This window comes from Streptomyces sp. NPDC039609, from assembly GCF_055596705.1.
This window is the reverse complement of sequence record NZ_JBVIUJ010000001.1, coordinates 1,094,118-1,106,431: the sequence shown is the minus strand read 5'-3', so window position 1 is coordinate 1,106,431 and position 12,314 is coordinate 1,094,118. Positions and strand designations below refer to the sequence as shown.

10 protein-coding genes are annotated in these 12,314 nt (G+C 68.6%); 5 read left to right on the top strand and 5 right to left on the bottom strand.

What is annotated here, in order from left to right:
* Nucleotides 1-201: 201 nt before the first annotated feature.
* Both ACZ561_RS05005 and ACZ561_RS05000 read right to left on the bottom strand, forming a co-directional pair.
* A complete protein-coding gene (locus ACZ561_RS05005) occupies nucleotides 202-576 on the bottom strand; it encodes a nuclear transport factor 2 family protein (protein WP_470989797.1) in 375 nt (124 codons plus the stop codon).
* Between the two features lie 53 nt (nucleotides 577-629).
* Nucleotides 630-902 (bottom strand): hemerythrin HHE cation-binding protein, encoded by a 273-nt coding sequence (locus tag ACZ561_RS05000; protein WP_470989794.1) that lies wholly within the window; start codon nucleotides 900-902, stop codon nucleotides 630-632.
* Between the two features lie 802 nt (nucleotides 903-1,704).
* On the opposite strand from ACZ561_RS05000, the gene ACZ561_RS04995 reads away from it, so the two are divergent.
* The 3 genes from ACZ561_RS04995 (at nucleotide 1,705) to ACZ561_RS04985 (ending at nucleotide 4,592) form a co-directional block, all read left to right on the top strand.
* A complete protein-coding gene (locus ACZ561_RS04995; protein WP_470990075.1) occupies nucleotides 1,705-2,058 on the top strand; it encodes a PRC-barrel domain-containing protein in 354 nt (117 codons plus the stop codon).
* Nucleotides 2,059-2,384: 326 nt separating this feature from the next.
* Nucleotides 2,385-3,029 carry a potassium channel family protein gene (locus ACZ561_RS04990; RefSeq protein WP_470989792.1) on the top strand — a complete coding sequence of 215 codons (645 nt, stop codon included), beginning with the start codon at nucleotides 2,385-2,387 and terminating at the stop codon, nucleotides 3,027-3,029.
* A gap of 306 nt (nucleotides 3,030-3,335) precedes the next feature.
* A complete protein-coding gene (locus tag ACZ561_RS04985) occupies nucleotides 3,336-4,592 on the top strand; it encodes a DUF6348 family protein (protein ID WP_470989789.1) in 1,257 nt (418 codons plus the stop codon).
* A 318-nt stretch (nucleotides 4,593-4,910) separates the two neighbouring features.
* Here ACZ561_RS04985 and ACZ561_RS04980 read toward each other — a convergent pair whose 3' ends face one another.
* Entirely contained in the window at nucleotides 4,911-5,969 is a 1,059-nt protein-coding gene (locus ACZ561_RS04980; RefSeq protein WP_470989786.1) for a hypothetical protein, read from the bottom strand.
* Nucleotides 5,970-6,466: 497 nt separating this feature from the next.
* On the opposite strand from ACZ561_RS04980, the gene ACZ561_RS04975 reads away from it, so the two are divergent.
* The gene (locus ACZ561_RS04975; protein ID WP_470989782.1) at nucleotides 6,467-7,525 is read left to right on the top strand and encodes an AraC-like ligand-binding domain-containing protein; all 1,059 of its coding nucleotides are present in this window, start codon (nucleotides 6,467-6,469) and stop codon (nucleotides 7,523-7,525) included.
* A 1,101-nt stretch (nucleotides 7,526-8,626) separates the two neighbouring features.
* Here ACZ561_RS04975 and ACZ561_RS04970 read toward each other — a convergent pair.
* On the bottom strand, nucleotides 8,627-9,502 hold the full coding sequence (locus ACZ561_RS04970; protein WP_470989779.1) for an NAD(P)H-binding protein: 876 nt from the start codon (nucleotides 9,500-9,502) through the stop codon (nucleotides 8,627-8,629).
* 44 nt (nucleotides 9,503-9,546) lie between these two features.
* Here ACZ561_RS04970 and ACZ561_RS04965 point away from each other — a divergent pair, with 44 nt between their 5' ends.
* A complete protein-coding gene (locus ACZ561_RS04965; protein WP_470989776.1) occupies nucleotides 9,547-10,470 on the top strand; it encodes an AraC family transcriptional regulator in 924 nt (307 codons plus the stop codon).
* 716 nt (nucleotides 10,471-11,186) lie between these two features.
* On the opposite strand, the gene ACZ561_RS04960 is transcribed toward ACZ561_RS04965, so the two are convergent.
* Entirely contained in the window at nucleotides 11,187-11,714 is a 528-nt protein-coding gene (locus ACZ561_RS04960; RefSeq protein ID WP_470989774.1) for a transglycosylase SLT domain-containing protein, read from the bottom strand.
* Nucleotides 11,715-12,314 lie beyond the last annotated feature (600 nt).

Sequence of the window (12,314 nt, the reverse complement as noted above, 5' to 3'; positions counted from 1 at the left end):
TCGCGCCGTCGGCGGTGGCCCGCGCACAAGGACTGTTCAGCCTGGCCGGCGGCGCCTTCGGCCCGTGGTGCCCGACGCTCGTGGTGCCCGACGCCCGTGGTGCCCGACGCCCGTGGTGCCCGACGCCCGTGGTGCCCGACGTGAGGCGACCGAGGCCGCCCACGATGGTCAGGACAGCAACCGCGAGCAGCGTTCTCACCCTCAGGCCCCCTTCACTGCGCACCGGTATGGCATGTCACCCGGCTCCCGGACACATCCCGCGGCGGTGATCCGCCACCCGCCCCCGAACTGCGACAGGAACAACGCCTCGTCGCCGAGGCGGACAAGAGCTTGCCTGCCGTAGACATCCACGCCACGAACGCGCGCACCTCGCGGCAGGTCCTGCGATCGCAACGCCCGCTCGCACGGCTGTTTCTCGCCCTCCTCCAACTGCTGACGGCTCTCCGGCGCCAGTAGCACGCAGGCCAGGGCATAGTCACCGGAGGCGACGGCGTTCACGAACTCCCGGCCCGCCTGGGCGGCCCCGTCCTGTCGGGCAGCCGGCGCGCCGCACCCACACAGCAGCAGCACAGCCATGGCGACTCCGAGCAGCGGCAGGTCACCCGGCATCCGCCTTGGGGCCCAGATCATTACGCACTCGGCACGGAGAACGGATCGCGGGGTGCGTCGCCCTGCGCGGCCTGCAACTGCCCGCCGAGTTCGCGCAACCGGTTGCGACCCATGGCCTTTCGCACGTCGGGAGACCAGTCGTCCTCCTCTTCCTCGACGTAGTGCCTGACGTTCTCCATCCGCACCGTCATCTTCGCCTGGCTGCGGTGATCGTCGTCCCCGGTCTTCTCGAACCGCTTGAACAGCCCCTCCACCGTCGTGTGGTCCTCACGCAGGAGCACGATCGCATCCAAGGAACTTCCTCAATCTCGACGGCAAACGGTCACGGGGCAGAGGGGCATCGCGATCCACTCATGCCCCCGTAGGCCGCCGGTGCGCGGGGCTCACGCCCGAATGGCCGCATTCCTCGCCCGATCGAGTCGGGCATCACGATCCGCCTCCTCGGGCGGAACGTGGGTCACGCACCAGGAGCGTACGAAGGAGAGGGCCTCGCCCGAGTCCAGGGCGGCGCCGCAATCTCCCGTCCGTCCACGCGAAGCAGCGGAAGGCCAAGCCTGCAGGGCGCGCGAGGGAGATCACAAAGCTCAGCAGGCTGCGGGTGTTCGCGGGGCCGCTCTGCGTCTCGCTGCGCGTTGCCGAGACTCGGATGCCGGGTGCGGGGGCCTTCGATGCACAGGAACGTCGGCGCAGGCCGAGTGGTGTCGACGCGCCCCGGCAGCATGAGGCGCGGGTGGAGGTCCGCCATAGTTGCAAGATCAGCCTGTCCGTCGGCCAGGCTGCCCCATGGGTACGGCTGGGACGCCTCGTACGCGGATCTGTCTCAACCCTCAACACGATGGCCGCCGCCCACTCATCGCGTGCGGCCTCGACCACCGGGGGTAGCTCCAGGAAGTCTGCCGAGTCACCCCTGCGTCACCGCTGAGCCATGGGCCTCGACGGAGCACCGTCCACGCCGATAGGGACCCATGGGTCTCGACCCGGGGACTCGATGGAGGGGCAGGCAGCCGGGTGGGAGTTCCGCACTTCCGTTTCACCGCTGGTGAGGCCCGGCAGATTCTCAACGATCTGCCACTTCTTACGCGGAAAGGCATGGCTGTGAGCGAATTCGACATCTGGGTCTACCACCCGGCAGCGGGATACCAGCAAGGGACCGACCTCGTCGGCTACAAGGTCGAGGCCACCGACGGCAGCATCGGGAAGGTCAGCAAGCATTCCGAGGAGGTCGGAGCCTCCTACCTCGTCGTCGACACCGGGGCGTGGATCTTCGGCAAGCACGTTCTGCTCCCTGCCGGAACGATCAAGCTGATCGACACCGTCAAGGAGACGGTCCACGTCGACCGGACGAAGGACCAGATCAAGGACGCCCCCGAGTTCGACGCGGCCAAGCATGCCGACGAATCCAGCTACCTGGAGCGGTTCGCCCGCTACTACAGGCAGCCGCACATGTAGCAGCGTGATCGTGGCAGCCACATGGCTTCGGCCTGAACCAGGGTCAGTGGCTGTCCGTGCCGCGCTCGCCGACCTCCGCCACTCTCCGCCGCTCTCCGCCCGGCGCCGCTTGGAGACCACTGAGCGACGGCGGCGCCTTCTCCCTATTCATCGGCCTGGAACCCAGGCTGCTGAGCCGGATGACGACCGTCGACTCGGCGCCGCAAGAGTCGGGCTACCCATCGTGGTGTCCACCACCCACTCGGCTTCCGACGGATCCATGGCGCAGTCATCCCCATGTCGGCGTGAAACGTCCGGGTGCGTCCGCGGCGGGAGAGGAGTATCCGATGCAGTGGTTGGTGACAGGCGCGGGCGCTGCCATGGTGCTGCTGATCCTGCGGGATGTCTTCCACACCCTGTGGCATCCGACGAGTCACGGGGGTCTGAGCCGCCTGGTCATGACGGTGATCTGGCGGTTGTCGGTCGCACTCGGTCCGCGCCTGGGCGCGTCAGGGCTCACCGGACCACTCGGACTGGTGTCGGTCGTCGTCCTCTGGGTGATGACAGTGGTCGCCGGCTGGACTCTGATCTACTGGCCGCACCTGCCCGAGGGGTTCGTGTACGCCGACGTCCTGCACCCCGCTGATCGCGTGGGCCTGCTCGACGCCGTGTATGTCTCGCTGGTCACGCTCTCCACTCTCGGTCTGGGTGATATCGCGCCCACCGAGGGATGGCTGCGCGTCGTTGCTCCCCTGGAGGGTCTGGTCGGTTTCGCTCTCCTGACCGCCACCGTCTCGTGGATTCTCGGCATCTATCCCGCACTGGCCCGCCGCCGTGCCTTCGCCCTGCGCCTCTCCCACCTCCTGCGCGCCTATTCGTCGCAGCGGATCGACTCCCCCGCAGGGGCGGCGCTGCTCCTCGACCTGGCCGCCCGGGGTCTCGGTCGTGTCCGTGGACTTCCTCCAGTACCCGGAGTCCTACTACTTCTCTGACGGAGACGACCGCACCTCCCTCGCCCGCCACGTCGGATGGGCCGTGCGCACCGCGGATCAGGCCGCAGATGCCCGGCAGCCCGACGTTCGCGCCGCGGAACGGTCCTGCGCACAGCGCTGGAGGATCTGGCCGACATCCTGGATCAGCGCTTCCTGCACACGCACGGTCCGCCCCGGCGAGCGCTGGACGCCTACACTCGCGATCACGGCCGGCGGGCGGGGAGAAGGCCGGCCGCGCCGGCGCCGCGCACGCCCTGGCACGGAGATGCAGGTGGTTCACCGGCACCGCCTCCGTATGATCCCCGCATGTCCTGGATACGCCGCCGTTCGCGCGCCACCGAGCCGCCCGAGGGCCGACTGCCCGATCTCGACTTCCTCTCCCTGGTCCGCGACGCCCTGGAGGAGGTCGCCCCCGGCTGTACGGCGGATGCCGAACTCAAGGGCAACTCACTGCTCAGCCCTCAGGGTTGGGCCGTCGGTGTCGGGCCGGCGGGGCACGGGGACGACCGGCACTACGACCTGATCGCCTTCCCGAACGTGAGCATCCAGCCCGACGTGCCCTGCTTCGTCGACTGCGTCGTGGTGGTCACCACACCACGCGACGCGGCCGGCCTCTGGGCCCGTTCCGCCGGTGCCTGCATGCTCGAACTGCTCGACGGGCACGAGCAGCTCGCCCAGCACTGGGGCCCCGACGAGGGGCGCGGCGTACCGGGGTGGCGGTCCATCACCTCGGGCGTGCTTGCGTACGGGATCTCCGACCGGGAGAACCTCCGTCTCCAGAACGCACTGCTGGAGGCGGACGTGCTCCGCGAGATCGCGCATACCTTCACTGCCGACCTGGAGTCGCCCTGGTTCAATGGCGTCCGGGTCTTCTACGGCGGTGCCCCAGGCTCCGTGGAGGCCGAGGTGCGGGTCAACGGTGAGCGGCACGAGGCCGCTTCCGCAGCGCTGGCCGCGCTCGGCTTGCCCGAGCCGACGGTCTTCACCGTCGCCCGGTCCTTCACCCTGGTGCTGCCCGTCGGCTCCGGCCAGGAGCGGCACGACCACGCGACCGGCGGGTGCGGGTGCGACTGCGGCGGCACCTTGGACCCGGAGCATCCCGGCTTCGCCCACACTCTCCCCCACCTGATCGCCGAACTCTCCCCGGCTGAGCGGGCGGAGCGGGTCACCGCCGATACCGGCGCGGTGATGGTCGCCCGAGGTGTCGGCAACTTCCTCAAGGTCCGGCTGCCGATCCGCCTCGACGACGGCCGCACTGTGGTCCACCTGGCCTGGGCGTGCCTGCCTGCCGAGGTGATCGAGGACTACACCCGTCGGGTGCACGACGGCACCCTGGCCGGTCACCGCTTCGAGGGCCTGTTCTGCAACGCCATCGAGCCGTGGGGGGAGGAGCTGCTCAGGGCACGCGTCCTACTCGGCGGGCAGCGGGTCGAGGCGGACGGCTCGATCCGGCTCAGCGAGGTTCTCGACTCCGAACACCCGCTGCTGGCCCGGATCCTGCGCCAGAGCTGGCCGGCCGCGTTCGTGCTCGGCGACCCCGCCCCCGGGCCGTCCCACACCTGACCATCGGCCATGTGCGTGACGTGGACCGGGCTCATGTCGATACGGGTGTTGGTTCGACGAATCTTCGAGCCGGGTGGATCCGGAGCAGGGCGAGCTGGTTTCGCTGCAGGGGAGGAGAGTTGGTCTTCGCGCGCAGGCTCCGGGCAGCGGCGATTCTGCTCGGTTCCGCCGGCTGATCCCACCGTCGGCGAAGGTCACGCGCCAGGGCCGTCGCCGGCCGCCTGGGCGGTCGGGCTGGGCAGGCCCAGCCCGACCGCGATCCAGGCGAGCGCCTGAAGATGAGACGGGCGCCCGTACGGTGCCCGCATCGGGCGATGGTCAGCCGGTCGGCAGGCCCAGCCCGTAGTAGGTGACGTGGTAGTCGTCCACATACCCCGCCTCGCCGCCGACGATCAGGTCGGTGGGATCGCTCGCCCCCGCCGCCCTGGCCGTCGCCACGAGCATCTCCGCGAGTACCCGGCCCTTCGGCTCGCCGGGGCCACCCGCGTCCACGCGCCATACGGGATCGTCGTCGCCGAAGACCGACGCCGTGCACGGGTGCTCGGCGACGGTGCCCCAGCCGAGAGCGGCCAGATCGATGTCGTCCGGGGCGAAGCAGCCGATCGAGAGCCGGTCGCCGCACGCCACATGGAAAAGGAGGGGCGCGCTGTGGCCGTTGCGCCCGTAGAACGGCATCCCGAGCCGGATGCCCAGGGCTGTGGTCTCGGCGGGCAGCGCGCCCAGGAAGTCACCCAGCGACCGAGTGACCGTCTCCCAGCTGCGGGCAGTCCAACCGCCTGGGAAGCCGAGACCAACGTTGGCCTGGTCACGGTTGCTGCCGAAGAAGCCGCTGATCGAGTGCTCCTCGCCGACACCTTGACGCCAGAACCAGTTCTCCGCCGGGTCAGTGGGCTGCAGGACGAGCTCCGGCCCCGCCTTCCCGGCGCGCAGTTCGAGAGTGTCCGGCCTGCCACGCCAGCGCAGAAAGGGTGCGCCCCAGTGCGGTTCGCTGTCGTAGAAAGGGCCCATGTCGCCGTGCGAGCCCATGATGGACGGCTTGCCCAGTGCCGCGGTCACTTCCTCCTTCGCGGCGCGGAAGGCGACTGCCTGCGCTGCGGCGTCCGGCGCGGGAGCCGCCACCGGGACCGCGATCTCCACGTACGACTCGCCGTCGGCATAGCGCTTCTCGTACTCTCCGACCGGGCGCAGGCGAGCATCGCCCGAGGACCGACCGGTGATCAAAACAGGGGCGTCCGGCGCGCCGCCCCATGCCCAGCCGAGCTCGGCCGCCACAGCCCTCACCCCCTCCGGCGTCCAGCCGTCGGCGTCTGCCGCGACGAGTCGCCGGGCGAGCTCCCCGATGGATTCCTCTGCCGTGCTTCCCCGTTGTGCGTTCATCCGGCCATCGTGCCGCATCGCAAGTCGGACACTTCCAGGGGGTACATACTGGCAGCCGGCGGACGATCTCGCCGACGGCGACGTCGTGCGGCCCGGCCACCGAGGCGCGGAAGTAGCCAGAGCCAATGGCGTTGCACCACGCGAAGAGGTGCCGCAGTGAGGCCGCGTCAGAAGGGACGCCGCCGAAGCCGGGCGAGCGCGAGCCGGTCCGCCGGAAGCGCGCGGTCGGCGCCGGCAGTGCATCGCCTGGATGAGCTGGCGAACCGTGCCGCGGCCTGTTCCCCATTGCTCGGGGGCCCTCCCGGGCCGCATCCAACGCGAGGAACCAGAAGCCCACGTGGGAGTCTCCCAGTGGTCGGTTCACCGCAGCGGCACGAGCACATGTCCTGTCCGGAATCACGTGTCTGATAATTGATCACGTGGCGGTGGGGGAAGCACGGCTGTGCGACAACCGGCAAGGGGCTGGTTCGCTGCCATGTCGAGGCGTAGGGGATCGCATGGGATTGCTGGTTGCGTCGGAGGCTGTCAGAGCGCGCGAGGACAGGTTCGACTGGTTCTGCGAGACAGTGTCCACCGATGTCATGCCCGTCATGCTCAGCACCCGGCATACGGCCGACTTCCAGGCAAACATCACGGACCTGGACCTCGGCGTGGTGCGGCTGTCCGCCTTGGCTTGCTCACCAGTGCTCTCGCGCCGCACCCTGGCTCATGTCCGACGTGGAGATCCCGAGCATTTGCAGCTGGCGCTCATCACACAAGGTGCTGTCAGAATCTCCCAGAGTGGCAACGATTCGGTGGTCGCGGGGGGACTCGTGCTCACGGACACGTCGCGACCGAGTGAGGGGGCATGCATCGGCGGACAGGTCGAGTCGGTGGTCCTGCAAATTCCCCGTACGGCCCTGGCGCTGAGCTCAGACCGGGTGGACCGCCTCCTCGCACGGGGCTTGGCCGCAGACGTGGGGTCTGGGGCGATCTTCGCCGACTTCCTGAAGTCGCTGCTCACGCGCGGCCCGCGCTGTCGCCCCGAGGAGCTGCGCGGGGTCGGGTCAGTCGCCCTCGACCTGGCCATCGCGTTTCTCGCGCGGCAGCTCGGTGACCCCGGCGAAGCGCCCGCGGAGGCCCGTGCGCAGGAGACACTGCAGCGGATCCACCGTTTCATCGAGAACAACCTTGGCGACCCCGGCCTGACTCCCCAGGTCATCGCCGATCGGCACAACATGTCCCTACGCCGGCTCTACACGCTCTTCGGCGACCAGCCCCTGACCATCTCGGCACGCATCCGCCAGAGCCGGCTGGAGCGCGCGCACGCCGACCTCGCATGCGGGGAACTGAGTGGTCAGCCCGTTCAAGTGATCGCGGCTCGCTGGGGTTTCTCCAGTGCTACGGCGTTCAGCCGGGCATTCCGCGAAGCCTACGGGATCACCCCTACCGAACACCGTTCGTTGTCCCTGATCGCCCCACGGCACGCAGAGCACAGAAACCCTGCACGTCACGCACACCACCGCGCGCCGCTCGGGCCTAGATTCACCGTTGCTGGGAACACCGCCTCAACATAAGAGCAGCCGCGGTGGCGTGTATCCAGCCTGATGACGTGTGTCGTGGACCGGTTGTTGCCGGCTGTGTGAAGGGGGGCTTCCTCGTGGGACTAAGTGTTGCCAAGTCTGGGGGCCGTGCTGTTGGGGTGGTTTCGGCGGGTGTGCTTGTGTCGCCCCGCCTTCCGGCGCCGCCCGCTGCCGCGATGCCCTGGGAGCTCTCGGCGAACACCCATAGCGGCAAGTGTCTTGAGGTTGCGGATTGGCGCAACGACAACGGCACGCCGGCCCGGCAGTGGGACTGCCAACTGGCGGGGACAACATGTAATGGACCTCCTCTCACATCAGCGGAGTGAGAGGCCAGCTACAACGAAATCAGTGGTAGGTGCCTAGAGGTCGCGGGACTGGAGTACGGAGACCGGTGCTCCGGTCCTGCAGTGGGCTGCACCGGAGGGGCCAATCAGCGGTGGAGCATCCAATCCGGCGGATCCGACGACTCGATGGCCCTGATCAGCGTGCAGCGGCAAATACCTGGAGATCGCGGACTGGCGCTCGAAGCCCTCGGCCCTGCCCCCGCTCCTCGCGGCGGATGCTGCCCTGCCAGCACCGGCTGCTTGTTGAACTCCCCCGTGGCGAAAGCGTCCTGAGGTGTTGGGGGACAGCAGGGTGCCGCCGGAGACGGGCCCGTACTCGGGTCCCGTTCCGAAGTCGTTCACCAGTCTCCGCCGACATCCATCGCCTCCCGGCCCGTAGGTATCCGATGAAGAGCGGGCCCCCGCGGTCAGGACGTCGTTGACGGGCGAGACCGCAGGACCGGTTTCCCACCGTCTAGTGAAGCTCTCCGGGTAGCCGACCGCGCTCACGATGCGCACGCGGTGCAATCGGCTCGCGTCAAACCGCTGTCAAGCCGGAGGTGCCGAAAGGGAGCAGGACGCGCTGAGCCACCACCGAGACGACGTCGTGGACCATCAGCGCCCCCGAGCCTCTCCTCGGCTCGTTCCCGCACAGGCTTCCCCTGAATGCCCTTGTATGTGACTCGGTTCAGCTCAGGTCTGGCCCAACAGTCGGCGGAACCAGGCGCGGACGGCTCAGCGGATCACTTCTGCCGGTGGTGCGGCTCTGTGCTCACTCGCGCCACGCACCGACAGACGCCTTCACGTAGTCGGTGAAGTCACGCGGTTGTCGGCCGAGAGCGCGCCCTACTCCGTCGGACAAGTGGCTGTCCAAGCCGCGTCGGATCGGGCTCACCGCCTCCGCATAGTCCTCCGCCTCGGCGGCCGCCCATCCCCGCCCAGTGAGCTCCGCGACGAAATCTTCGGGGGACAGCGGGACGTACCGGATGTCTCGGCCGGTGGCCCCGGAGATCTCAGCGACGGCTTGCGCAATGGTCAGGGCCTGGGGCCCGGAGAGTTCGTAGGTCTGCCCGTCGTGGCCATCCTCGGTGAGCGCCGCGACCGCGACCCTGGCGATGTCGCCGGCATCGACGAAGGAGACCGCACCGTCCCCAGCCGGCAGCCTCAGCTCACCGGCGAGGATCGCGTCCAGGAAGATGCCCTCGCTGAAGTTCTGTGCGAACCATGCAGGTCGCAGGATCGTCCACGCGACACCGCTATCGCGCACCGCGCTCTCCCCGTCAATGTGTGTGGCACCGGCGATGCTGGCTTCGCCGGAGTATCCCGGCACATCCACGCCGCGCCCCGACAACAGCACGATGCGTTCGATGCCGAGCTCGACGGCACGCTCGACGAAGGGGCGTGTGAGGAGTTCCCCGTCGACCGGCACGAGGTACACCGTCTTCACGCCGTCCAGCGCGGAATCCCAGGTGGCGCGGTCGAGCCAGTCGAATCGCGGTTCGCCGGCGCGCGATGCCACCCGGACAGGAACCCCCTGCGTTCGCAGCAGGGTCAGGACCCGGCTCCCGGTCTTTCCCGTAGCGCCGGTCACCAGAATTGGTTGCTTGGTCATGACGTCATTGAAGTCATCTCTCGCGAGATGATCCATGGCTCGGAAACTCACTTCGATGTCTATGCGTCTACGCTAGCGCCGTGGATGTGCTCTCCGAACTGCTCGACGGAGTGAGGGCCCGCGGTGCCCTGTTCCGTCGGACCGTCATGGACCAGCCATGGTCCCTGTGTTTCGCCAGCGGATCACCGCTGACGCTGGCCACGATGCTCCGCGGCCAGGCGTGGATCGTGCCTGCCGATGGCGAACCGGTGTCGGTCAAGGCCGGGGACATCACGGTCATCCGCGGCCGGGCGCCCTATACGGTCGCGGACGACCCGGCCACCCCACCACAGATCGTGGTCGAGAGCGCCGACTACTGTCTTCGCGGCCCCGACGTCGGCGAGGCCGACGACGGCCGGGAGGGCTCAGCCCTCCTTCTCAGTGGCGCGTACACCGGCCAGGGTGAGATCAGCGAGCGGCTGCTGCACGCGCTACCCGAAGTGCTGGTGGTCCGCAGCACCGACGTTCACCCCCCACTGCTGGATCTGATGGTCGAGGAGATCATCAGGGACGGCCCCGGCCAGCAGGTGATGCGTGACCGGCTGCTCGACCTGATGCTCCTTTCCACATTGCGGACCTGGTTCGATCAGTCCGAGGCGCATGCGCCCGCGTGGTACCGGGCGATGGATGACCCGGCGGTGGGCCATGCTTTGCGACTGCTCCACTCCGATCCGGCCCACCCATGGACCGTGGCCAACCTGGCGGCCAAATCGGGACTGTCTCGGGCCGCGTTCGCCCGCCGGTTCACCGCACAGGTCGGCGAACCACCGATGACCTACCTCACCTCTTGGCGCATCGACTTGGCCGCCGAACTGCTACGCGGGACCGACGCCACGGTCGGCTCTATCGCACGGAAAGTAGGCTATGCCAACACCTTCGCGCTGAGCGTCGCCTTCAAACGCCTTCGCGGCATCACTCCTACCGACCACCGCGCCGCAGCGGCGCCAGTCTTGAGACTCGGTTGAACGCTCAGGGTCGACAACTCAAGCAGTCACCCAACTCAAACAGTGACCCTCCAAGTGGGGCACTCAGTCACAAGCAGTGCGGACCTGACCGGCGCCCAAGAGGCAGAGGTCGATCTCGATCACCTCTATGTCGGTGAACTCCACCATCAAGTCATGGGCGCGGCGCGCCCGTTGTCGCGGAAGCAGCCGAACTGCTGCTCGCTCACAGATGTGGCTGTGCCGGTGCGCGCAGGGCAGGCACAGCACCTTGCCACTGAAGCTGAGCACGGAGAACGACAGCCCTCCGCCCCTGTCCCCAATCCGGATCCTTTGACGGAGGCGTACCGCGGCAGTCCCACCGGACCTGGGCGACTCGCACCGGCCACCCGCTGATCGAGGGGCCCCGGTCGGGATGCAAGAGGCGCCCAAGCGCTGGGGCAGCACTTCCTGGAGGGTGGTCTCTTCCGCGGGCGGAACGGGTGCTGCTGGTGGCCGTCGCACCCCGCTCGGCCCGTCCCGGGCTGCGGCCCCCGCTGGGTGCAGTTGTTCGGCGAGCGCCGGGCTACGTCCGGCGCGACCGATACAGGCTTCCACGGTGCAGGGCCGGCCGCCCTGGACGAAGCGCTACAGGGCGAGGGCCGGCAAGCAAGTGCGACAGCCGGTGACGGCGCTGGCGACGGCTTCGGTTGTGTGGTGCCGAGGGACCTCGACGCGCTCGGCGGGCCGGGAAGGGTGGATCAGTAGGCGGAGTCGACGTTGTCGATGGAGCCGTACTTGTCGGCCGCGTAGTTGGCGGCCGCCGTGATGTTGGCGACCGGGTCGGTCAGGTCATGCGGGGTGCCGGGGACGTGGTAGGCGTCGAACGTCGGCTGGATGACCTGGAGCAGGCCCTTCGACGGCGTGCCGTTCTGCGCGTTCACGTCCCAGTTGTTCTGGGCGTTCGGGTTGCCGGAGGACTCACGCATGATGTTGCGGTGCAGACCCTCGTAGCTACCGGGGATGTCCTCGGACTTCATGATGTCCAGGGCTTCCTTGATCCAGCCGTCGAGGTTGTCGGCGTACTGCTTCTTCGCCTTCTTCGCCGCCGGAGCATCCACCGCTGACACCTGGGACGCCGAGACATTCGCCGGCACCGGGGCTGCCTGAGCGGGCGACGGGGCCAGCGTGAGCGCCGCCGCTGCGGCACCTGCGGTGACTATGCCGGCGACGGACAGCTTGCGGAATCGGGCGATGCGGCTGGTGGTGTTCTGCGTGGTGGCGGTCATACGCGAGTAACTCTCCATCTGAAGACGACGTGGGGATGCCGACCGAATGCGTGCGGCGGAAGCGGAGCAGTTCTCCGCGAGGTGGCGGGGCGGTCGAGCGATGCTCTGCTGTCCGGCCCGCACCGGGATCCCCGGAACGACAGCCATGGTTAGGGGCGCTCCGAGCCCAGCGCAAGGATGTGACGTACTACCCCACCGCATAGCAAATGTCCGAAATGATCTGCCGCGAGCCACGCGGGCGCGGGATCGCGGGACCCCCGCCTACTACTTCCCTTAGGACGTGACGTAGCTCCTGTGCGGGGCATCACAGCTGCGGCGACCGCCTGGGCGGCCTCACGACTCACCGACCTAGGTCGCTTACTCTCCGTGTATCACCAGAGAGTCGGCTTCACGCAGGGCCCCTCCGCGGCCAGCGCCCCCACCTGCTTCGCGAACCCCTCCCCTGCTGCGGGCCTCCAGCCACACCTCGCCATGGGACTCACGGGGCCACGACGCCGACCTCACGGTCTTCGTACGGAGCACCAGCGTGAGCCGGAGGCTTGAACCGCACACGCGGCTCCTGCCGATAGGCCTGAAAGCCGCATCGATGCCCTACTGGGC